Source organism: Lentimicrobium saccharophilum, from assembly GCF_001192835.1.
Taxonomy (GTDB): Bacteria; Bacteroidota; Bacteroidia; order Bacteroidales; family Lentimicrobiaceae; genus Lentimicrobium; species Lentimicrobium saccharophilum.
The window spans coordinates 1,080,704-1,102,449 of sequence record NZ_DF968182.1 but is presented as its reverse complement, the minus strand read 5'-3'; the positions used below and the strand labels follow the sequence as shown (position 1 = coordinate 1,102,449).

Annotated in this window: 18 protein-coding genes; 7 read left to right on the top strand and 11 right to left on the bottom strand. The window is 47.3% G+C overall.

Annotation, left to right across the window (positions count from 1 at the left end):
- Positions 1–124 precede the first annotated feature (124 nt).
- From rpsO to TBC1_RS03915, 8 genes are all read right to left on the bottom strand, one after another.
- Positions 125–394 carry a 30S ribosomal protein S15 gene (gene rpsO / locus TBC1_RS03950; protein ID WP_062038834.1) on the bottom strand — a complete coding sequence of 90 codons (270 nt, stop codon included), beginning with the start codon at positions 392–394 and terminating at the stop codon, positions 125–127.
- A gap of 137 nt (positions 395–531) precedes the next feature.
- Positions 532–1,854, bottom strand: coding sequence for a TolC family protein (locus TBC1_RS03945; protein ID WP_062038831.1), 1,323 nt, complete (start codon positions 1,852–1,854; stop codon positions 532–534).
- 4 nt (positions 1,855–1,858) lie between these two features.
- Complete coding sequence (locus tag TBC1_RS03940) at positions 1,859–4,951, bottom strand: efflux RND transporter permease subunit (protein WP_062038828.1); 3,093 nt, start codon at positions 4,949–4,951, stop codon at positions 1,859–1,861.
- Positions 4,948–6,033 (bottom strand): efflux RND transporter periplasmic adaptor subunit, encoded by a 1,086-nt coding sequence (locus tag TBC1_RS03935; RefSeq protein WP_062038825.1) that lies wholly within the window; start codon positions 6,031–6,033, stop codon positions 4,948–4,950. The genes TBC1_RS03940 and TBC1_RS03935 overlap by 4 nt, the downstream gene beginning before the upstream one ends.
- 783 nt (positions 6,034–6,816) lie before the next feature.
- Positions 6,817–7,611 carry a hypothetical protein gene (locus TBC1_RS03930; protein WP_062038822.1) on the bottom strand — a complete coding sequence of 265 codons (795 nt, stop codon included), beginning with the start codon at positions 7,609–7,611 and terminating at the stop codon, positions 6,817–6,819.
- A gap of 540 nt (positions 7,612–8,151) precedes the next feature.
- Positions 8,152–8,655 (bottom strand): TlpA disulfide reductase family protein, encoded by a 504-nt coding sequence (locus tag TBC1_RS03925; protein WP_062038819.1) that lies wholly within the window; start codon positions 8,653–8,655, stop codon positions 8,152–8,154.
- Positions 8,656–8,839: 184 nt separating this feature from the next.
- Positions 8,840–12,046, bottom strand: coding sequence for a right-handed parallel beta-helix repeat-containing protein (locus TBC1_RS03920; protein ID WP_137305415.1), 3,207 nt, complete (start codon positions 12,044–12,046; stop codon positions 8,840–8,842).
- Positions 12,047–12,535: 489 nt separating this feature from the next.
- Positions 12,536–13,099 carry a hypothetical protein gene (locus tag TBC1_RS03915; protein ID WP_062038813.1) on the bottom strand — a complete coding sequence of 188 codons (564 nt, stop codon included), beginning with the start codon at positions 13,097–13,099 and terminating at the stop codon, positions 12,536–12,538.
- A gap of 240 nt (positions 13,100–13,339) precedes the next feature.
- Here TBC1_RS03915 and TBC1_RS03910 point away from each other — a divergent pair, with 240 nt between their 5' ends.
- The 7 genes from TBC1_RS03910 to TBC1_RS03880 all read left to right on the top strand — a co-directional run bounded on the left by TBC1_RS03910 (position 13,340) and on the right by TBC1_RS03880 (position 18,290).
- A complete protein-coding gene (locus tag TBC1_RS03910; RefSeq protein ID WP_062038811.1) occupies positions 13,340–14,812 on the top strand; it encodes a phytoene desaturase family protein in 1,473 nt (490 codons plus the stop codon).
- A gap of 10 nt (positions 14,813–14,822) precedes the next feature.
- Positions 14,823–15,659 carry a phytoene/squalene synthase family protein gene (locus TBC1_RS03905; RefSeq protein WP_062038807.1) on the top strand — a complete coding sequence of 279 codons (837 nt, stop codon included), beginning with the start codon at positions 14,823–14,825 and terminating at the stop codon, positions 15,657–15,659.
- Between the two features lies 1 nt (position 15,660).
- Entirely contained in the window at positions 15,661–16,188 is a 528-nt protein-coding gene (locus TBC1_RS03900) for a hypothetical protein (RefSeq protein WP_062038806.1), read from the top strand.
- A gap of 10 nt (positions 16,189–16,198) precedes the next feature.
- A complete protein-coding gene (gene idi, locus TBC1_RS03895; protein WP_062038803.1) occupies positions 16,199–16,747 on the top strand; it encodes an isopentenyl-diphosphate Delta-isomerase in 549 nt (182 codons plus the stop codon).
- Between the two features lie 83 nt (positions 16,748–16,830).
- Complete coding sequence (locus tag TBC1_RS03890; RefSeq protein WP_062038799.1) at positions 16,831–17,298, top strand: sterol desaturase family protein; 468 nt, start codon at positions 16,831–16,833, stop codon at positions 17,296–17,298.
- A 12-nt stretch (positions 17,299–17,310) separates the two neighbouring features.
- Positions 17,311–18,030 (top strand): lycopene cyclase domain-containing protein, encoded by a 720-nt coding sequence (locus TBC1_RS03885; protein WP_201781629.1) that lies wholly within the window; start codon positions 17,311–17,313, stop codon positions 18,028–18,030.
- Between the two features lie 32 nt (positions 18,031–18,062).
- Positions 18,063–18,290, top strand: a complete 228-nt coding sequence (locus TBC1_RS03880) for a hypothetical protein (RefSeq protein ID WP_137305413.1) — start codon at positions 18,063–18,065, stop codon at positions 18,288–18,290.
- 137 nt (positions 18,291–18,427) lie between these two features.
- Here TBC1_RS03880 and TBC1_RS03875 read toward each other — a convergent pair whose 3' ends face one another.
- The 3 genes from TBC1_RS03875 to TBC1_RS03865 are packed head-to-tail and all read right to left on the bottom strand — an operon-like array spanning position 18,428 to position 21,737.
- Complete coding sequence (locus TBC1_RS03875) at positions 18,428–19,699, bottom strand: mechanosensitive ion channel family protein (protein WP_201781628.1); 1,272 nt, start codon at positions 19,697–19,699, stop codon at positions 18,428–18,430.
- The gene (locus TBC1_RS03870) at positions 19,696–21,333 is read right to left on the bottom strand and encodes an ArnT family glycosyltransferase (RefSeq protein ID WP_062038790.1); all 1,638 of its coding nucleotides are present in this window, start codon (positions 21,331–21,333) and stop codon (positions 19,696–19,698) included. Before TBC1_RS03870 ends, TBC1_RS03875 begins: the two co-directional genes overlap by 4 nt.
- A 50-nt stretch (positions 21,334–21,383) precedes the next feature.
- On the bottom strand, positions 21,384–21,737 hold the full coding sequence (locus tag TBC1_RS03865) for a translation initiation factor (protein ID WP_062038787.1): 354 nt from the start codon (positions 21,735–21,737) through the stop codon (positions 21,384–21,386).
- Positions 21,738–21,746: the final 9 nt, after the last annotated feature.

The following is a 21,746-nucleotide window of genomic DNA, read 5'->3' as shown; positions in this document are numbered from 1 at the left end:
GGGCACAAAATTAATGTTAATATCTATTGGTGTGAGGAAGCGAAAGAATTATTTCCATCCGGCATGATACAAAAAGAGGCAATACAGGATTGCCTCTTCGATGAAAAAAGTTTGATTCAGGATGTTATTTCCTGATATTGAGCTTCTTAATAATCTCCCTGTAACGTTCAATGTCTTTCTCCTTCAGGTAATCGAGCAACCTTCTGCGTTTACCTACGAGCCTGACCAGTGAGCGTTCGGTCACTTTGTCGTTCTTGTTGATCTTGAGATGACCGGTAAGGTGCTGAATGCGATGGGTAAAAAGGGCAATCTGACCTTCGGCAGAACCTGTGTCGGCAGCAGTTTTACCATGCTCACTGAAAATATTCTTTTTTACTTCTGAAGTTAAGTACATGTCAATAAAGTTTATAGCTTTTGATTGGGGCTGCAAAAATAGAACATTATTTCATTCTGTGCAACCAAATGAGATTTTTTTTTCTGAATCCGGCAATTTTTAACTTTATCCCCTCTACTCCATTGAAGAACAAAGCATTATTCCGGCAGAATGGTCCCGCTCAGCTGCATCAGCGATATTTCAAGTAACCGCACTTCATACACCGCGCTGATCAGCCGTTCATTGGCTGCCAGGAGGTTCTTCTGAGCTTCGCGGTATTCGATGCCGGACAACTCGCCCAGCCTGAAACGCTCCCCGGCAATTTCAAAATTGATGTTTGCCGTTTCGAGGTTCTGACGTTCCAGCGCAACCATCTGCAGCTTGCTGCTGTATGTCTTATACGAAGAGAGCAATTCGGCTTTAAGCTGCTCGGTATAAGCCTGTTGCTGAAGGGCCGCGCTTTCCATCCCGATCCGGGCGTTCTGCGCCTGGCGGTTGAGGCTGAAGCCATCAAAAATGCTCATATTGGCAGTAATCCCGTAATTGACCCCGGAGGTCCGGCTGGTCTTTAAAAATCCGGATTCACTGTTCTGATTATTGAAGTTGTAACCAAGGTTCATCCCGATAACGGGCGCACGCCTCCCCCTGATATCAAGCAAGGCACGGTTGGCCATGTCAATATCGAGCTGACTGAGCAACAATTGCGGATTGGAGCGAAGCATGGCGCTTTCCAGCGTTTTGTAGTCGAGAACCGGCATAATGGTGATGGTATCTTCAACTGCAAAAGTCAGCGCCGCGTCACGGGCCATCAGATGATTCAGCGTGATGGAAGCGCCGGTAATCATTTCCTGGAATTCAAGCAGTTGCGAACGGTCTGTATTGAGGTCGACTTCGGCCTGCAACAGGTCGAGCCGCGAACCGGAGCCAAGCAACAGCATTTCACGTGCAATCTCAACCCGCTCTTCACCCAGGGCTACTGCTTTATCAAATACCGCCACCCTTTGCCGGAGCTGAACTATATTGTAGTATGAACCCAGCACCGAGGCAATGGTATTTTCAACCTGCAGGCGTGTGCGCAATTCCCCCGCCTGTAGCTGTTGTCTCAGCAAGGTGTAAGCGTTAAACATCCTTAAACCGTCGAACAAAGTCCAGTTGAGCGCAGCACCTGCACTCAGGGAGTTCGATTTTGCATTATCGCGCTCATTCACCTGCCCGGTGAGGTATTCCTGCCTTGCATTGCTGATACTGTTGTTTTGCCCTGCGCTTAACTCTGCTACAGGTAAAAATCCCGCGTTCCCCCTCGTAAAGTTGTTTTGCAGAATTTCTTCTTCAAGACGGGCTATCCGGATTGAATAGTTGTTTTCCAAAGCCAGGTTCACCGCATCGGCGGGAAGAAGGACCTGTGACAAGGCTGCAGGGCTGGCGGAAGTAACCAGAAATCCTGCCAGAAGGATATTCAATAATCTGAACTTAAATTGCATCACTTTAATCTTTCTCTGTTGGGTTTCCGGTGGTTTCCTGCAGGTCAGCCACATTTGAAACGGTTCTTGTCAGTCCGGAGATATAGTCGTACATTGCCGGAACAACGTAAAGGGTGAGCAGGGTCGAAAAGGTCAGCCCCCCGATAATGGCCGTTCCCATTGAAACCCGGCTGGCTGATCCGGCTCCCAGCGCAAGAGCAATGGGTACCGCGCCAAGAATGGTCGAAAGGCTGGTCATCAGAATGGGCCTAAAACGGCTTACCGCGGCTTCACTGATGGCCTGCATCCTTGGAAGACCGGCAGCCTTGCGCTGATTGGCGAATTCAACAATGAGAATACCGTTCTTGGTTACCAGTCCGATCAGCATAATCACCCCGATCTGACTGAAAATATTCAGTGTCAGACCGAAATACCAGAGGGTAAGCACCGCGCCGGCCAGGGCAAGCGGCACGGTAAACATAATGATGAACGGATCGCGGAAACTCTCAAACTGGGCCGACAATACCAGGTATATAAGGACCAATGCAAGGATAAAGGCAAACACCAGACTGGAAGAGCTTTCGGCAAAATCCTTCGAAGCGCCCGAAAGTGAGGTGGAATAGGTGTCGTCCAGCACCTTGGCGGCTATCCTGTCCATCTCGGCGATGCCATCACCGATGGTCAGGCCGCTGGCGGGATTTGCAGAGACTGTTGCCGATACAAAACGGTTATAGCGGAACAACTGCGGTGGATTGACATCTTCGGTAAGTGTGACAAAATTGTCGAGCTGCAGCATTTGTCCCTGGTTGTTACGTACCGTCAAAGCACGCAGGTCAAGGGGCTGGCTGCGATATGGCCGTTCCATCAGCCCGATTACCTGATACTGCCTGCCATCCATGATAAAATACCCGAACCGCTGGCCACTCAACCCGAGCTGAAGGGTCTGGGCGATATCGAGAACAGAAACACCGGCAATCCTGGCCTTTTCGCGGTTGATATTAACCCTGACTTCAGGCTTATTGAAACGCAGGTTCAGGTCGGCAAAGTCGAATTTATCACTTTTCTGGACTTCGGCCATAAATTCCGGCAAAATCTTCTTGAGTTTATCCAGGTTTGGCGCCTGAATCACGTACTGTACCGGCAAGCCTCCACCACCGCCTCCAATAGACTGATCCTGTGCTACATAAGCACGTGCTGCCGAGTATTTGCGGGCCTCTGCTGACAAACCGGCAGCGATCTCCTGCTGGCTTCGCTTGCGTTTATCAGGATTATCGAGCCGTATCCTGATAAAGCCGGAGTTGGTACCCCCGCTCCACCCGGGTGATGTGATGCTGATGACCGCCCTGGCTTCAGGAACTTTCTCCTGCACCATATTTGACACTTCCTGCATATAGGCATCCATAAACTCAAAGGTGATCCCCTCAGGAGCAGATGCCACAAGGCGGAGTCCGGAACGGTCTTCGACAGGCGCAAGTTCAGACTGCAACAGGCTTCCGAGCCCGAGTATCATCACGACCGCACCTGCACTGATGGCCCACGCCAGCCATTTATGCCTCAGAAACCAGTTGAGTGAATTGCTGTAAGCCTTATTGAGCCGTACAAAAAACGGTTCGGTAACATTGTATATATAATTGTGCTTCTCGCGGTGCTTAAGAATCCTTGAAGAGAGCATGGGGGTGAGCGTAAGCGCAACAAATGAAGAAATAATCACCGACCCGGCCAGCACAATTCCGAACTCCCTGAATAGCCGCCCGGTAATTCCTTCGAGGAAAATTACCGGCAGGAAAACCGTTGCCAGTGCAATGGTCGTCGCAATCACAGCAAAGAAAATTTCTGCAGAACCCTGAATGCCCGCCTGCACGGGTGGCATCCCCTTTTCAATTTTCGTATAGATATTCTCCAGTACCACAATGGCATCATCCACCACCAGACCGATGGCCAGCACCACTCCCAGCAGGGTAAGCACATTGATGGAAAAACCAGCCATATACATGATAAAGAACGAGCCTACCAGCGATATCGGGATCACGATCACCGGAATAATGGTCGTGCGCCAGTCGCGGAGGAAAAGGAAAATAATCAAAACAACCAGGACAAAGGCCAGGTATATTGACTGTTCGACTTCTTTAATGGATTCCCTGATAAACTCAGTGGTATCAAATCCGATTCCCACGGTAATATCTTCGGGAAGGTCTTTCTTGATATGTTCGAGGCGACGGTAAAACTCATCCGCGATGTCGATATGATTGGATCCGGGTTGGGGTACGATGACATTCCCGACCATGGGTATCCCATCCCTTCGGAGGATAGAACGGTCGTTTTCAGGCCACAACTCTGCAAATCCCACATCACGGAACCTGACGATATTATCGCCTTCCTGTTTCAGGATCAGATTGTTAAAATCTTCCGGAGTCTCAAGCCTGCCCATGGTCCTTACCGTCAGTTCTATGGTTCTTCCCTCAATCCGGCCCGAAGGCAACTCCACATTTTCGCGTTGTAAGGCGTTACGCACATCTATTGGCGTAAGTCCAAAGGCGGTGAGCTTGGCAGGATCCATCCAGAGCCGCATAGAATAGCGTCTTGAGCCCCATATCTGAATCTGGCTGACACCGGGAATGGTCTGCAACCTTTCCTTAAAGGTACGTTCAGCGATTTCATTCAGCTCGAGCAGGCTGCGCTGCTCACTTTTGATATTTACAAATATAATGGGGCTTGCATCGGCATCAGCCTTTGTAACCACCGGTGGGTCCGCATCGGGGGGCAGGTTGCGCATGGCTGCCGAAACCTTGTCGCGCACATCGTTGGCAGCAGTTTCCAGATCCACTTCCAGGTCGAATTCCACCCTGATATTACTCCTTCCATCACGGCTGGTGGATGTAAGGGTCCGGATCCCTGCAATGCCGTTTACCGATTCTTCCAGCGGCTCGGTGATCTGTGATTCAATAACTTCGGCACTGGCGCCAACATAAGAAGTGCTGATGCTGACGATGGGCGGATCCACACTCGGATACTCCCTTACCCCTACCGAATAAAGGCCTATAAACCCGAACAGCACGATCACAATGGACATGACCGTGGCCAGGACAGGCCTGCGGATGCTCATGGATGAAAGGCTCATGGATTCTGTATTGTGAGATTATCAATCATTACAGGCATTCCGTCACGTACCTGCAGGATTCCGGTTGTGATGATGGTATCGCCGGCTTTCAGGCCATCAGCAATCTGTACAGCTTCGTTGGTGCGTATCCCAACAGAAATATTGCGGGATTCAGCCTTGCCGTTGCGATAAACGAATACTTTAAATCCGCCGAGTTCAGGAACGATGGCCTGGGCCGGCACCGTGATGGCTTCGCTCAGGTGATTCAGCTTAAACTCAACCCGGGCATAGGAGCCGGGATTTAGCTCACCGCGGGTGTTGGGATAAGTGGCCCTCACCGTAAGCGCCCGGGTTACGGGATCAATTTTCGGCTCAGTGGCATACACCACCGCTTCAAGCTGACTGTCGATGCTCTCAACGGTAAACTTAACCCTGGCTCCTTTATTAACCGAACCGGAAAAACGTTCAGGAACCGTAAACTCCAGCTTTACCGGAACGGTGCGTGCCAGACCGGCAATCCGCTGCCCGGGAGTTACATAGGCCCCCTCGCTTACATGCCGCAAACCAATGGTGCCGTCGAAAGGTGCCACAATACGTGTTTTTTGCAACTGGGCTTCAATCAGGGCCGCTTCTGCCTGTACGGTATTCAGTTCGGTGAGCGCCCGGTCGTAAACCTCCTGGCTGACAGCTTCCTTCGCCAGTAAAGATTTCTGACGAGCCTCCCGTTCCTCGGCCAGCCTCAGGGTATAATTGTTTTTGCGCTGCTGTGCCAGGAGCTCTGCATCATTGATGGTAACCAGCAAATCACCCTTCTTCACAGAAGTGCCCTCGGTAAACCGGATAGAGGTAATCCTGCCGGACACCTCTGCACTAAGTTCGACCTGTTCATCAGCGAGGATGGTTCCGGTGGCATAAATCAGATCGGACAGGCCGCCCGGGGTCAATACCACCCCATTTACCCGCAGCGCTTCCGGACCGGATGCCTGACCGGCCGCTTTATCACCATCCTTACTTTCAAACCAACCGGCTTTGTTACCGGCAATAAAAACCAATACTGCCAACACCAAAAAAATTGAGAAAATGCGCTTGAGCAATCTTGACATAGATAAATAGTTCTGATTCAGTAAATAAAAGCCGGAGACACAGGGCTGTAACCTGAATCTCAAACAAATAAAAAGCGGGTAAAGGTAATACAAATCAAAAGAATCAGGCGTCGTTATTACCAGCGTTTAGAGATTATTAACAAATCCGGTTAACTGATCAACATTAATTGTTTATCTGCCCGGTGACTGTTGTTGAGTTGCCTTTTGAGCACCGGATTAATTAACCTTGCATCCGGACCTGCGCAGAATTCTTCGCGATGTAGCCCTTCATTCCGCGAATGCTTTCCGGAGTGCCGTCAGAAAAATTATTATTGCAAATCAAATAAACAGGGAAACGCTGAAAACCTGGCGTTGCAGATCAGTATTCACAAAGAGATTAAATTAAATACAGTGTAATTAAGCGACAAAGGTGCATTCAATTTTTTAACGGCTGGGCCTCTGATGCCGTGTTATAAGAATACCGCGGTTTTATGCATTTACTTTTCATGAACTTTCAGATAAAAAAAGCAGCAGAGAAAACAAACCGATTATTAAAAAAATGAGGCTGTCACTCTTTTGCAACAGCCTCATCTATATGTTTGATATATCCTGACAAGTCATAACAGGTTTAGTTTTAGTTTATACAAATCTTGATCTAACTTTAAATAATCAACAGAAAGTCCGATGTGCTGAACTTTTGATGTTGCGTGGGTAATTCCGGTTCAGTAATTGTTCTGTACAAGACTGATAGTACTGATTACAAACACCTGATCATTTAAGCATTGTCAAATGCTTAATCCGGTTTTAATTATAAGGAGGATACAATACCCTGACATAGTCATGGTAAGCTTTTGATTTGTTATCAGGAGATACATATCCCAGAACCACATGATTGCGGTTGAGCATTGTAGGATCCAATTGATAACCAGGCTTCCAGATTATTGCATTATCAATCATGAAACTCACAAAATGGAGTGCATCTACCCTGATTTGCAATTTGTGCCAGCTACCGGATGAAATATTTACCGGAAAGGCATAATCTTCTGAATAAATGTAACTACCACCCCTTACAAGCATTTTCATGACTACGTAGGTTTTGTTTTCATATTCACGAGGGATGCCGGGAACATTATTCCCGATATACATAAGTCTCATGGAGATGCCGGATTCAGGGGAATCCGGGTACCTGGTCACGCCAATTTCAGGGCTGACCACAACTCCTTCGTTGTCAAGCACATTGATACATACTTCTGACTCAATGGAATACCCGCAAATATCTCCGGCGGGAGCGTCTGAAACAGCAAAACTACCCTGGGGATAAATGCCGTTGTTTACAAACAACCCCTTTCTTCCACATGCATTCAGCACCCAGGATGGCTGCGGATAACCATACAGATCCCATCTTTGGGTCAGGCATTCGGAATTGGAAAAATTATCGGTCCAGTCTAACTTTTGATCAATGGAAGGATGGTCAGACCTGGACTCAGTCAACACGGAATTTTGCGGATCCTGTGATGGAGCGACCTCATCTTTTGTACATGCCGCAAACAGGAAAGAACCTGCAAGCACAGCGATGCAAAGATACCTTAATGTTTTCATAGCATCGTGTTTTTAAAGTTTATAAATCGGTTAAAATCAGTTCACTCGCCCCAGATGTAAGACCACTGTCTTAAACCGTGATGCGATGGTGTGAACCCTGAACTGAAAGACGGATAAGCCTGATTAAGGAGGCCTTGCCGAAAAGCACTTCCATTTTTGTGTTTTCATTTTGTTTCAGGTTTTTGAGGTTGCAGGTTTTTCAAACCTGGAAATTTGTTAATCAGAGCAGGAAGATTGCAATAATCGCCAGCACAATCAAAAAGACAATGGCGATAATTGCACCTGGTCTGTCCTTATTCATAATCTGGTGTCTTGATGGTTCCATAGATCTGAAGTTTTAGCTGGTTTGAAATGACTTCCCGAAATTTGTTTTATGGTGTGATAGTCATTTTATCCCGTATTAGTCAACAGAAAGTCCGACAGGACTGTACTATTGATTTTATGAGAGTAATCCCGATTTAGTGTTTGTTCAACGCAATTATCAACATGCTGATTACAAATACCAATTCGTTTAAGCATTGTCAAAAGCTTAACCCGGGTCTATGGTTTCATATTCCCGAGTTTGCTGATTATCTTCTCACAAACCATTTCTTCATTGCCTGAACACCATCCCGGATGTTTACAAACCAAATGCATACCGGTGTCGAACAAAACAGTGCTTGGAATGACACTTATGCCAAGCGACCTCCTGAAATCACCATTCACGTCAATATAGACATTAAAGTCCCACTCTTTACCCGCAACCAGCGGTTTAATATGACTCCAGGAGCCGGAGCAGTCCTCGCAGACAGCAACAAACCGGACTCCCTGATCTTTCAGCCTGGCCATCCAGGCTGTTTGAAGTGTTTCAAGGTTCTCACAGCATTTTGAACTGCCTGATTTCCAGAATACCATAACCAGGGGATGTCCCTCCTCAATAATTGCTGATACGGGAATCATCCTGCCGTTCAGATCACGCAATTCGCCACCGGGATGTGACAAAGACTGCGCAGGGAGCTTGCAGGAGAGCAGCAACAGGACCAGAATGATGCTGAATTTTCTCATGGCAATAAAATGTTGAACGTTTTACACATGTCTTTTCAAAACAGATTCAAAGCATTCGACTTTGCGGGCAACTGTTTTTCACCATCTGTGATCCTGAGCTTTAAATCCAAATCAACCCTTTCAGGTTATTCAACGTGAAGAAACAAAATTGCACAACGCGTACTTGAGACAACCGCTGAAAACCTTATTGTTTAATCAGCTTACCTCCGACTACCGTCTTTCCTGCCTGAATGCGGTACATGTATACACCCGGACCTGCTTCCGGAGAATTCCAGCGAACCAGATACTGCCCGGCTTTCTGGCTTGCATCGGCCAGTACAGCAACCTGCTTACCCAACTGATTGTATATTACAATGCTTATCCTGCTCTCAGCAGGCAGGGTGTAGCTGAAAAAGGCCACGTCCCTGCACGGATTCGGATAGACAGAAAATCCATATTCTCCGCCTGCCCCGGCGATCATATTTTTTGGTTCAACGGGGATGTTTTCGAATTCATAGGCCCCCATATCCACAATGGCCAGACTGTTCTGGTCACCATCCAGGATACGCTCATTTCCTCGGATATCGTATGGCGGCAGGCCAAGCCAATCCGGACTCCGCGGGCCTGCATCTATACACGGAGAATGATGAGCCAGACTGAATGGATCAATCCCTGACCCGGTGAACAGGGGATCGGCATCCAGGCATCCGGTACCCCAATCTACCAGGCCCGGGCCATGCATATCAATGCCTTCCTGACCACCCATGACATCAGAGTAATAAATACCCAGTTGACTCGGAGAGCCGCTGGTAGTGAAATGAACGATTTCTTCAGGAAAATTACCCCACAATACACTGTTCCATAAACTCAGATTGGTCCGGTAATTAAATACTGCACCCCCGCTGATTTTGGCAATATTCTCCGTAATGGTCACATTTTTCATCAGGCCTTCCGACTCCCGGAAATATAACCCTGCCCCGTTTCCGGCAGCATTGCCCGTTACCAGCACATTGGTCAGATCAGCCTCCGAGCGCTTAAAGTAAGCCCCTCCGGCCATATTGGCAGAATTGCCCGAAAATTCTACATTCAGCAGGGTAACTCCGGACTGATCCAGATAAAGACCTCCACCAACGGCACCCCTATTTCCTTTGAGTTCAGTTTTAGCCATATAAAGTTTGGATTCGTAACAGTAAATTCCGCCGCCTTCCTTTCCGGACACATTATTACTGATTGCAGATTCAATAAAGACCGGATCGGAATTTATGCAACAGACTCCTCCGCCTGAGCCGGAATACCAACCTCCGGGAACTTCATTTTCCATAATATTGACATTCCGGAAGTAAGCACCGGAGTTGCTGAGATAGACCCCTGCACCGGAATATGCTTTATTGTTTCCTATCCCTGAATTGAATATCCTGATGGAAGAGTTATAGCACTGTATACCACCGCCCCCGTTTCTGCTGATATTAACACCGTTCAATACCGGCGCTGAGTTATTACTGCAATAAAAACCGGTTCCATCATTCCTTGTGATTACTACGTTCCTGATGGCAGGGGAAGAATTATCACAGGATACAGCCCTTTGCGATGCCCCTGTGATGGTAATGCCGGAAATCGAAACCTGAGTTGCATGATTGATCCTGATGGCTTCTGATTTACCAGTTGCATCAAGCACTGTGGCAAATTCAGGATGACCTTCAAGATTGATATGATCCGGCAAAATCACAGGAAACCTTTCGCCATTTGAGCTTACACTGTATTCGCCCTTGTCAAGGTACAGGGTGTGCTGTTTTTGGGTGGATAATATTGATAACGCCCCGGAAATGGTCCTTTTGGGCATGTCAGGCGATAACCCGCTGTTTTGGTTATCACCCCGGGGCGAAATGTACAAATCTGCATCCACCTGTGCATTTACTCCGTGAAGAATATCAAAGGTGAAATTTTCAAATGGACTGGCGTGTAAATTGTTAGGGTACAGCACGGTGAACCTGTCAACAATTACATCCACCAGGGTTTGTGCATACAGATCGCTGCCTTCCGCGGCTTCATTGTCAAAGATGTCGCAACGTGCAGTGCAGCAAAATTCCGGATTGCTGTCATAGCCGAAACTGATTCCTCCTCCCCTGCCATTGGAAATATTCTTACTGATCACGCTGTTTTCAAGCACGATGCTGCCGTATTCCGTATATATGCCACCCCCTGCTCCTTCAGGCCCGTCAACTGTATTTGAAACAACGGATAAATTTCTGGCATTAACTTCACCGTTGTAGAGGTACAGGCCACCACCATAATACTGAGAATGATTGGAGCTGATCATGATGTCGCGCATTTCAAGGGTTTCTGAGGAACTGTAAACTGCTCCGCCGCTGTAATTGGCGGTATTGTCTGTAAAGGCCATATTATGCATTGAGGCTACCCCTGAATACTGCAAATACACGCCACCCCCTTCGTTTGCGCTATTTCCGGAGAATACCAGATCCGTCATCACCGGATTTGTGCCATATCCGGCATATAAACCGCCGCCACTTTGCACGGCACTGTTGCCGGAAAAGCTGCAGTTGCTGAACACAGGCGAAGATCCCGCCCTGCACTCGGCTCCACCGCCGTTATAACCATGCCCCTGCATGATATCAATGAATTCAAACTTCGGGGAGTAGTTTTCTCCGACAATGAATACCTGACACTGATCATTCCCCGAAATGACTACCGGCATGTCATCAGAGCCCCGGATGGTGATGTTCTTATTGATCTCCAGCGGTGTTTCCAGCACAATGGGAGCCGGATTGACCATCTGAAAGGTGATGGTTCCGTTGAAATCAACATGTGCAATGGCTGAACGCAGGGAACCAAGACCATGATCGCTATTCCCGGTAACCACAACATGATCAGGCAAACCTACAGTAATGGAATGACCGTTGCTGCGCCTGAAATTAAGTCCGCCATAGCCATAATAAATATAATCATGCCCCAGCATGTAGTCCAGCGAGAAATTCCCGGTTTGATCACCTGTATGAATAACCGGATTTAGCAGGTAAGTATCGCCGTAATTATATAAAACCAGATCAATTACCTGACCGACCCACCAAAAATAACCGGGCGGCGGAGGGTCGATGGCACTCATGGCCTGAGACAGGGAATCGCTGTGTACAAACCAGCCGATGGTGGTTCCGTATGAGAAGACAATGCTGTCGTCAACCTGCCAGCCTTCCGGAAGTTTGACTCCAAAATAGGGCGTGTAATATTGACCATCCCCATCGGTTGTATAAGCACTGATCTGCACCTGGAAGGTGCTGTTGATTTCTGCACTGCCCGGCTGATTCACAAAACTGAATTCATAACAGGCTGTAAAAAACAGCATTAAAATCAGTCCGTACAGATACCTCTTTTGCAAAATGAATAAATTTCTTTTCATGGCTTCAGGGTTTAAAATGATCACAATTAATCCAAATTTACAGCGCCTGAAAATGAGATATGAAACCGATTGATGATCGCCGGGAACGGATTTATATACGCCCGGATATTTCAGATAAACGCAGGGAGATAAATACAAACCCGGATAATTAATCAACAGTGCCTTTGAGAATTTATATTAAAATATTTATTTTCTGTCATTTTTCCTATTCTATATTTATATATATATTTATTGCATACTTTAACGACAGGTAAAAACGGCCGGATAAACGAACATTCATAATGCAGGATAAGCCTATCCGGCTGCAAAACTCCGACAGCAGAATCCTGGCTGAGAAAAACCAGGAAACCCTTTCAGGAGGGAAAGATAAAGTCTGCTCACCGGAATAATGATGCAGAAAATCAAAAGCCCTCTTGCAAAGCAGCGATAATGCCGTTTTTCAAGAGGGCTCTCATCGTCAGGCAGGGGAAGCCTGAATGAAGCGGCTGTTTAATATTCAAAAGAAATCTTAAAGTCGTCGAAGTAGGCTGTTTTCCTGGCGCCTGAAGCAAAAATCTTAAGCTGATACTCCGGCTTAAGGGGAGCATCAATGGTAAAACGGGCAGCGAAAGGCTTCCATTCATTGAGGGCGGAAATTACCTCCGACAGAGCGTAGGATTTCCAGATTACCGTATTGTTATTGTCATTGATATCCATGATAATTCCCAATGAAGGATTGACCTCAGGGCTGTAAACATATCCTTCTACAATAACGGCGACCGGTAGCTTCTGATTGATATTTGCAAAGATATCCTTGAAAGCGTATGAGTATTGATTCTCAGCATCAACGCGGGAGACAAACTGACCGCTGTGCGCAGCAATCCCCTCCGGCATTTTCACAATGGTCTTCTCATTGCTCCACGAAGGAACTCCGGCCAGCGCATTTTCCAGGTCATTCACAATAGCAACCGGTGAATCGTCAGCCACTGCTTCAGGTGCAGGAGCTTTTGGGCTGTTTCCTGAGCATCCGTACAACAGCAATCCGGAGAGCATTAAAATAAGAAACTGTTTCATAATTTTTTGAGATTAAACATTGACGTTTCCGTTTTTTTGTGCGAAATTAGAAATTTTTACAATGCCGGAACAGACCAAAGAGAAAAGAAATCTGCCGGTTAAATTTAAAACCAAAAAAAATCCCATTCGTAAATTGTTTAATACTTTTCTGATACTATTAAACAAATAGACCGTCAACCTGTTAATCATTGTGAAACAAAAAAATTCCGGCATCCCGGCTCATTTCCGGATGATCTAAGCATGAAAAAAGAAAATGTAATCGTTATAGGGGCAGGATTTTCAGGGTTGGCAGCCGCCACAACCCTGGCCAGCAACGGGCTGAATGTAACTGTGCTCGAAAAAAATCCGATCGCCGGCGGACGGGCCCGGAAGTTTTCAGCAAACGGGTTCACCTTCGATATGGGCCCCAGCTGGTATTGGATGCCTGATATTTTTGAAGAGTACTTTGCCTCCTTCGGCCGGAAGGTGTCTGACTACTATCAGCTCGACCGCCTCGACCCTTCTTACAAAATTTATTTCGGCCCCGGTGATGAAGTGGTTCTGCCGGCATCTCTTGAGGGTATTTACGCACTCTATGAATCCATTGAACCGGGAAGCACGCCGGCGCTGAAGGAATTCCTGAAGGAATCCGAATACAAATACCGCATCGGTATCGGCGAATTCGTGCGCAAACCCAGCCATTCAATCACCGAATACCTTCACTGGAAGATTTTCTCAGCAGGCCTGAAGCTTAATATGTTAAGTTCTTTTGGCGACTATACGCGCCGGTATTTCAGGAGCGAAAAGATCAATCGCATGCTTGAATTTCCGGTGCTTTTCCTTGGGGGCACAGCCAAATCGACGCCGGCCCTCTACAGCCTCATGAATTATTCTGATATGGTTCAGGGAACCTGGTACCCCAGAGGCGGCATGTACCGGGTGGTAGAAGGAATGGAAGCACTTGCCCGGGAGAAGGGTGTCAGTTTTGTTTTTGATGCAGAGGTCAGATCTGTAAATACAGCCAATGGGAAAGTTGCTTCGGTGAACACGGACACGCAGCAGTACACCGCCGATTACGTGATTGCTGCAGCGGATTATCACCATGTAGAGCAGCAACTGCTTCCTGAAAACGCCCGCCGGTATAGTCAAAAGTACTGGGACTCCAGGGTACTTTCCCCGTCTTCACTGATATTTTATCTTGGTTTCAATACCCGGATTCAGCGCCTGGATCACCACACCCTGTTGTTCGATGAGGATTTTGCAGGTCATGCGGACTCTATCTATAAAAAACCGGAATGGCCTGAAAATCCATCGGTTTACATCAGCTGCACTTCTAAAACGGATGATACGGTTGCCCCTGAAGGGCATGAGAATGTGATGGTCCTGATTCCGGTAGCGCCCGGCCTGAAAGACACCCCGGAAATCCGCGAAAAGTATCTTGACCATGTGCTCATGCGGATGGAACGATACACCGGCCAGCCGTTGCGCGAACACCTCGTTTACCGGCGATCATACGCCCACGCCGACTTCGAAAGCGATTACCACGCCTATAAGGGAAATGCCTATGGACTTGCTAACACATTGATGCAGACCGCCTTCCTGAAACCAAAAATCAGGAATAACAAACTCAGCAACCTTTATTATGCCGGCCAGCTTACCGTGCCCGGCCCGGGTGTCCCGCCGGCCATTATATCGGGACAGATCGCCGCAAACGAAATTATTAAACAGCTTTAAACCATTTACGATGAAAGAGCTATTTGATATGATCTCAAAAAAATCGAGCAAGCTGACCACGGTAACTTACTCGACCTCCTTTTCGCTGGGCATAAGGTTCTTCAGCCGGCGCTTTCACGATCCGATCTATGCCATTTACGGATTTGTCCGGTTTGCCGATGAGATTGTGGATTCATTCCACGGCTACGACAAAGCCAGGCTGCTGGAAAGATTCAGAACGGACACCTATCTTGCCATTGAAGAAAAAATCAGCCTGAACCCTATCCTGAACAACTTCCAATGGGTTGTCAATAAATACGGAATAGAAAAAGAGCTGATCGATCTGTTTCTTGACAGCATGGAAATGGACCTGAAAGACATCTCCTATGATCAGGAAAAATTCGAAAAATATATTCTGGGGTCGGCCGAAGTGGTGGGCCTGATGTGCCTGCGTGTTTTCTGCGAAGGCGACGATGAAAAGTATAAAAAGCTGAAACCACCGGCCATGCGGCTGGGTTCTGCTTTCCAGAAAATTAATTTTCTGCGCGATCTTCATGCTGATTTCGAAGGCCTGGGACGATCATACTTTCCCGGGATCGACCTGTCGAAGTTTGATGATGAAACCAAGCAGAAGATTGAAGATGACATTGCCCTCGATTTTGCCGACGGACTTGAAGGTATCAGAATGCTGCCCCGTGGCGCCAGGTTTGGCGTTTACATGGCCTATGTCTATTTCCATAAACTCTTTCTGAAAATCAAACGCACGCGTTCGTCACGCATCATGAAAGAGCGCATCAGAATTCCCAACCGGACCAAATACAAATTGCTGGTAACCTCATACCTGAAACATCAGCTTAATCTGTTGTAAAATGAAGACAAGGCTTCTTATCCTGATTTTTTTAATTATGTCCGGACAAACCGCACTTGCACAGGTTAGTCTGGACCAGGCCCGCAAAATGTATTTCGGCATGGACAAGGACGAATGCGGGGCGCTGAAACTGAGCGAAAAATTCGGCAATAAGGCTCCCGCTGACGTTGTGCTACTGGCTTATTATGGAGCTTCCACAGCGGCAGCCCCCAATTGCATCGGTAACCCGGCAAAAAAAATATCCTATTTTCGCAGGGGCAGGCAAATGCTCGAAGATGCCGTCGCAAAAAAGCCCGACCAGCTTGAAATAAGATTCCTGCGGTTTGCCACACAAACCAAAGCTCCTTCTTTTCTGGGTTACAACGCGAACATTCAGGATGATAAAAAGTTTATTCTGGAAAATATCAACCGGTTCGGCAGCCAGCCGGCCAACCGTGAAACTGCAATTAAAATCGCGGGGTTCATGGTTGACTCCGGCCAGCTCACCGGCAATGAATCTGCCAGGATAAAAACACTGGCTAACCAATAAAGCACCTGAAATGGAAGAATATGTGATACTCGTGGACGCCAACGATATGGAAACCGGAATTATGGAGAAAATGCAGGCCCACCGGGAGGCCAAGCTCCACCGGGCTTTCTCCGTATTTATCTTCGATCCGGAAGGCCGGCTTATGCTTCAGCAGCGGGCCCTTTCGAAATACCACTCCCCGGGCTTGTGGACCAACACCTGCTGCAGTCACCCACGGCCCGGCGAAACAACTGCCGATGCAGCTCACCGGCGCATGCGCGAAGAAATGGGATTCGACTGCGAGATGGAAGAAGTTTTCAGTTTTATCTATAAGGCTGAATTTGACAACAACCTTACCGAACACGAAGTAGACCATGTCTTTATCGGGACCTCTGACCTGCTTCCGGTTATCAATCCTGAAGAAGTTGAATCATATCGCTATGCAACCCTCGAAGATATCCGGAAGGAGATGAACCTCAATCCGGAATTATTCACCGTCTGGTTCCGGATTGCCTTCGACAGGGTGGAAGAATTTTACAGGCAAAAACCATCGGCCCGGAGCCAGGGAAATGTACTGTAAAAACAACAAAAAGAATTCTTCATTTGTTTATCGCAAAAAATAATTAACCATCAGATCAACAAACCTTTAAACAACAAACTAACATGAACTTCCTGATTTATATACTGATTGTGCTGGCCTTGTTCTTTTTTATGGAATTTATGGCCTGGTTCACCCACAAATATGTGATGCACGGCTTTTTGTGGGTACTCCATAAAGATCATCACATCCGCGACGGACGGAAAGTGGAATGGAACGATGTTTTTGCAGTGATTTTTGCTGTTCCGAGCATTTTGCTGATCTATTTTGGTGTGGTGAATCCGAACTATTACCTGCTGAGTGCAGGCATCGGTATCCTGCTTTACGGAATGGCTTACTTTATGTTCCATGATGTTTATGTGCACCAGCGCATTCCCATTCTCCGCAATTTCTCGAACCGTTACCTGAGGGCTACCGTGAAGGCGCACCTGGAACATCATAATCCGCATGCCCATTACAACTACGGCTTCCTCATCGCGCCGTTGAAATATTATCTGGAAGAGTTTTCAAGAAAAAAAGCCGCTCAGAAATAAATCCATTTTATCGTGTCATACTATTTCTGGATCAACCTGCTGGCCATTTCGGTTCCTTTCATTGCCGGATTCGACAAGCGATTGAAATTTTACCGCAACTGGAAGTATCTTTTCCCGGCAATGCTGGGGACCATGCTGGTTTTTATCCCCTGGGACATGCTGAAAACCTCCCTGGAAGTGTGGGGGTTTAATCCCGTTCATCTCCAGGGCGTTTACCTGGTCAACCTGCCGGTGGAGGAATGGCTCTTTTTCATTGCCATCCCCTATGCCTGTCTGTTTACCTATCACGCGTTTGAATACCTGATCCCCAAAGACTACCTGGGGCCTTACGCAAACCGGCTTACCGGCGTTATTGCCCTTACCCTGCTGATTATTGCAGCGATCAACCCCGACCGCTGGTACACCTTTATCACATTTGTACTCACTTCGATATTTCTTACCCTGCACCTGCTGGTATTCAAATCGCGCTACCTGGGCCGGTTTTATGTAATGTATTTTGCTACCCTAATTCCGTTTTTTATCGTTAACGGTGCCCTTACCGGCATGTTTACGTCTGAACCCGTTGTTTGGTACGACAACACCCGCAACCTGGGCGTCCGCATGGGAACCATCCCCGTGGAAGATGCCGTTTACGGGCTCTTTATGCTGCTGATGAACACCACCATTTATGAGTGGCTGAGGGGAAGGGACCGGAGAAAAAATCAGGCAGTCAACATTACAGAGCAGCAGTAAAACGTTTTTTGAACTGTCTGAAAGCTGTAATTTTGGCTGAGCAATTAAAATCTCCGCCAAATGACAGACATCTGAAAACCATTATCCTGAAAGCTTTGGCATTCACATTACTCATGAGCCTTTGGAACTACTGGATGTCAAATAATTACGATGGCTTTCATGCCAGTATAAGAACCATCATTTTTCAGGCGCTGGGCGGAGGCATTTTGTTCGGAATATTCAGCTATTTTTTTGACAGGCCTGAAAAACAGCAGGAATAACTACATCACCGGGCCACAGCCTGACAGATGTACAGCAGTTGTTTACCAACCTGCGGTTAAAGTATAGTAAATAAAGTTTTTAAATAGTCCGTTTCATCAAGCGCCTTTTAATGCCGGCACGTGCGCGAACCAGGGAATCAGCGGATTCCCGGTAACCCCAGCTTCCTCAGATCTGCACCTGAAGGATTCTGGAACACCTGAAGATCAAATTCGGGAATGGCGGCCAGTACATGGTCGAAAATATCCGACTGAATGTCTTCATATTTAGCCCATTCCTGCACTTTGCTGAAAACATAAATCTCCATAGGAATGCCGCTTTCGCCGGGCTGCAGTTGTCTGACCAGAAAGGTCATATCCTGACGGATATCGGGATTGTTTTTAAGGTAAGCCGACAGGTATGCCCTGAAAATCCCCAGGTTGGTCTGCCTGCGGCCGTTCACCAGCACCGAGTTGTCGATGCTGTTCGCGGCATTGTAATCGGCAAGCTCTTTTTCTTTGCTGATAATATAAGGCTTTACCAGCTGAATGTGCATAAAACGATCGATCATCTCCTGGGAACAGAACCTCACACTGTTCATGTCGATGTTGATGGAGCGCTTGATACGCCGGCCGCCCGACTCCTCCATACCCCGCCAGTTGACAAAGCTTTCTGAGACCAGAGAATACGTCGGGATGGTGGTGATGGTCCGGTCCCAGTTCTGTACTTTCACTGTAGTCAGTGAAATATCAGTGACCACTCCGTCAGCACCCGATTTATTCATCACAATCCAGTCGCCGGGGCGAACCATATCGTTTGCCGAGATCTGAATACCGGCGACCAATCCCAGGATGGGATCCCTGAAAATCAGCAGCAACACAGCCGAAAAAGCGCCCAGACCTCCCAGCAGATAAACCGGCGACTTGTTCAGCAGCATCGAAATCACAATAATTATCGCGATCACAAAGAGAATGATTTTGAAAACCTGCAGGTAGCCCTTAATGGGTTTGGCTTTGGATATTTCAAAACCCTGATAAATTTCGTAAACGGCATTCAGAAATGCATTGGCTGTAATAATTGAAATAAAAACCAGATAGATCTGAGTAAGTTTCAGAATATTGGCCAGTAAATCAGGAAATTCCGTAAGAGTATAAGGAGCAACAAACCCGAGCAGCACACCGGGCACAAACAACAAAGCCTTATTAAAAAAGCGGTTATGATAGAGCGCATCATCCCAGGTATTGCCGGAACGCCGGATAATGCGGCGGATAATACCTATGACCACATATTTCAGTAGATAATAAAGAACAATGATCAGTAAAAAAGAGATTGCAAAATCCGTAACATCCCTGATTCCTGCCGCCAGGTTTTCAGAAATCCCCTGCCCGGTGAGCCAGTCTTTTAAATGAACACCAATCTGTAACAACATCATAACGAACCCTTTCCATTTAATTTTTCCACAGTTTCCTGCTTTAATTTCACAATCCTGATCGGCTGATCATGACGGTACAACTGAAAGTCGTGGACGGTTATGTAGGCATCCTCCGGCAGCAGCCGCGGATCAAGATAATAAAAATCGCTGGTATTGAAGTCATCATACTGGAACTTCAGCAGCTGCATTTTACCCAGGGTGATGTAAAACGAGGTGGCATGCTCGGTTTCAGAATCCTTAAAAATGGAAAGCTTTGCATCTCCGGTCACTGCGGCGGCCTTCAGCGCACCTTCCTTATGCACCTGGAAATCGTTGTAGCGTGGCGGAATGATGAACCAATCGAAGCCGATGCGGATCATCAGCATGGCGGCGGCAAAAATAATCATCCGTTGCTCCTTCAGTTTATAGTATAACCAGGTAAGCAACAGCATGGTAAAGAACATCACCCCCGCTTTCAGCCAGGCATGATCTACAAAATTGGTCTGCTTCAGCAACGGCATGGGGATGGCGGCAATGATGCCCAGCACCATCACCCCCATCAGAAAATACTCCACTACCCTGCTGTACTTGCCGTTTTTGGCCAGATCACGGAAAAAGTGGAAGACCAGAATGGTAAACAGCGGCGGGAAGAGCATAAAAATATACCTGGGATACGACTCCGGAGAGGTCCAGTAAATGATGATGTTGAAGATAAAGACAATGAAATTGAACCGCAGGAAAGGGTGTTCGCGGAGGGTCGACCTGAAATCGCGCCTGAAAAAGTAGATCCACAGCACCGACCAGGGAAAGAAATGGTAAAACATCTCGAGCGGAAAAGTAAAGAGGTGGGTGGTGAAACGAACCCAGCCGTAATTGATGATGGTGCGCTTTTCAGATTCGCTGAAAAGGGTTTTGAAAATCTTCAGATCAAACGGATGCACCTGAAAATAAGCGTAGTAGTAGGCGCCGATAATCATAAGAAACAAGCCGATCCCGGCAAAGTGCCTCCATGAAAACAGCTTTCTGAACTCGCGGTTATAGCTGAAGACGGCGAGCAGTGTAATGCCCTGGAAAACCAGCGATGGCAGCCCTTTCATCAGGAAGGTAATACCCGTCAGGAGATATGACACTAGAAAAAGCGCCAGGTATTGCTTTTTCTCCCTGAAATGGTAGATCAGCATAAAAGACAGGTAAACCAGCCAGGAGAAAGTGATGTCGATCAGACCGAGGAAGGAATCCCAGAAAAGGATGCGTCCCGAGGTAATGAAAAGGATGGCCACAATAAATCCCTGTTTATTGCCCAGGTGGCGGCGCACAAACCAGAAGATGGTAAGTCCGAAAAGCAGCAGCCCCACCACCACCGGCAGGCGGAGGGTAAACTCGGAATAATTGCCGGCCAGCCTGTAATACGCGATGATGATCCAATTGTACAGCGGCGGTTTATTGTAATAGAAATCCCCGTTGATGGTGGGTGTGATGTAGTTACCGCTGACAATCATTTCGAGCGCGACAATGGCCCGGGTGGGTTCATCCGTAGGGAAATTGATGGCGAGAAATCCCAGGTGCCACAGCAGGGCCGGGATTAGCATCACCACGGCAAACGCGTAAAAAAACCAGGGATTACGGCGGAAAAAACTGAGGAATCCGGAGACCATAATTTATAAAAATGTTAAAAATCAATCATTTAATACCAATATTCAATCATTTAACCACCTGCCAATTTGGCTTTGTAGCCCTTTTTGAGCAGATAATCCAGGATTTTCTGCCTGAAATCGCCCTGCACCAGGATCTCGCCATTGTCAGAAGTCCCGCCGGCCGCACAGAGGTTTTTCAGCTGTTTGGCCAGTGAAGCCAGGTCGGATGCGCTGCCCGAAAACCCTGTAATCAGGGTGGCCTTCTTCCCGCCTTTCAGTTTGCGGTCGAGCATTACACGCAGGTTCTGCTGCGCCGGTGGCAGGGTTTCCTGTTCCTGCTCAGTTCCGAAATCGTATTTGAAATCGGGGTTGGTAGAGTAAACAATCCCTTCCGGGCGCTTGTTTTTTGATTTTTCAGCCGGCATTTTGTTGTA

Coding starts and splice junctions, on each gene's coding strand:
- rpsO (WP_062038834.1), bottom strand. CDS start 394: ATGTACTTAACTTCAGAAGTAAAAAAGAATATTTTCAGTGAGCATGGT.
- TBC1_RS03945 (WP_062038831.1), bottom strand. CDS start 1,854: ATGCAATTTAAGTTCAGATTATTGAATATCCTTCTGGCAGGATTTCTG.
- TBC1_RS03940 (WP_062038828.1), bottom strand. CDS start 4,951: ATGAGCCTTTCATCCATGAGCATCCGCAGGCCTGTCCTGGCCACGGTC.
- TBC1_RS03935 (WP_062038825.1), bottom strand. CDS start 6,033: ATGTCAAGATTGCTCAAGCGCATTTTCTCAATTTTTTTGGTGTTGGCA.
- TBC1_RS03930 (WP_062038822.1), bottom strand. CDS start 7,611: ATGAAAACATTAAGGTATCTTTGCATCGCTGTGCTTGCAGGTTCTTTC.
- TBC1_RS03925 (WP_062038819.1), bottom strand. CDS start 8,655: ATGAGAAAATTCAGCATCATTCTGGTCCTGTTGCTGCTCTCCTGCAAG.
- TBC1_RS03920 (WP_137305415.1), bottom strand. CDS start 12,046: ATGAAAAGAAATTTATTCATTTTGCAAAAGAGGTATCTGTACGGACTG.
- TBC1_RS03915 (WP_062038813.1), bottom strand. CDS start 13,099: ATGAAACAGTTTCTTATTTTAATGCTCTCCGGATTGCTGTTGTACGGA.
- TBC1_RS03910 (WP_062038811.1), top strand. CDS start 13,340: ATGAAAAAAGAAAATGTAATCGTTATAGGGGCAGGATTTTCAGGGTTG.
- TBC1_RS03905 (WP_062038807.1), top strand. CDS start 14,823: ATGAAAGAGCTATTTGATATGATCTCAAAAAAATCGAGCAAGCTGACC.
- TBC1_RS03900 (WP_062038806.1), top strand. CDS start 15,661: ATGAAGACAAGGCTTCTTATCCTGATTTTTTTAATTATGTCCGGACAA.
- idi (WP_062038803.1), top strand. CDS start 16,199: ATGGAAGAATATGTGATACTCGTGGACGCCAACGATATGGAAACCGGA.
- TBC1_RS03890 (WP_062038799.1), top strand. CDS start 16,831: ATGAACTTCCTGATTTATATACTGATTGTGCTGGCCTTGTTCTTTTTT.
- TBC1_RS03875 (WP_201781628.1), bottom strand. CDS start 19,699: ATGATGTTGTTACAGATTGGTGTTCATTTAAAAGACTGGCTCACCGGG.
- TBC1_RS03870 (WP_062038790.1), bottom strand. CDS start 21,333: ATGGTCTCCGGATTCCTCAGTTTTTTCCGCCGTAATCCCTGGTTTTTT.
- TBC1_RS03865 (WP_062038787.1), bottom strand. CDS start 21,737: ATGCCGGCTGAAAAATCAAAAAACAAGCGCCCGGAAGGGATTGTTTAC.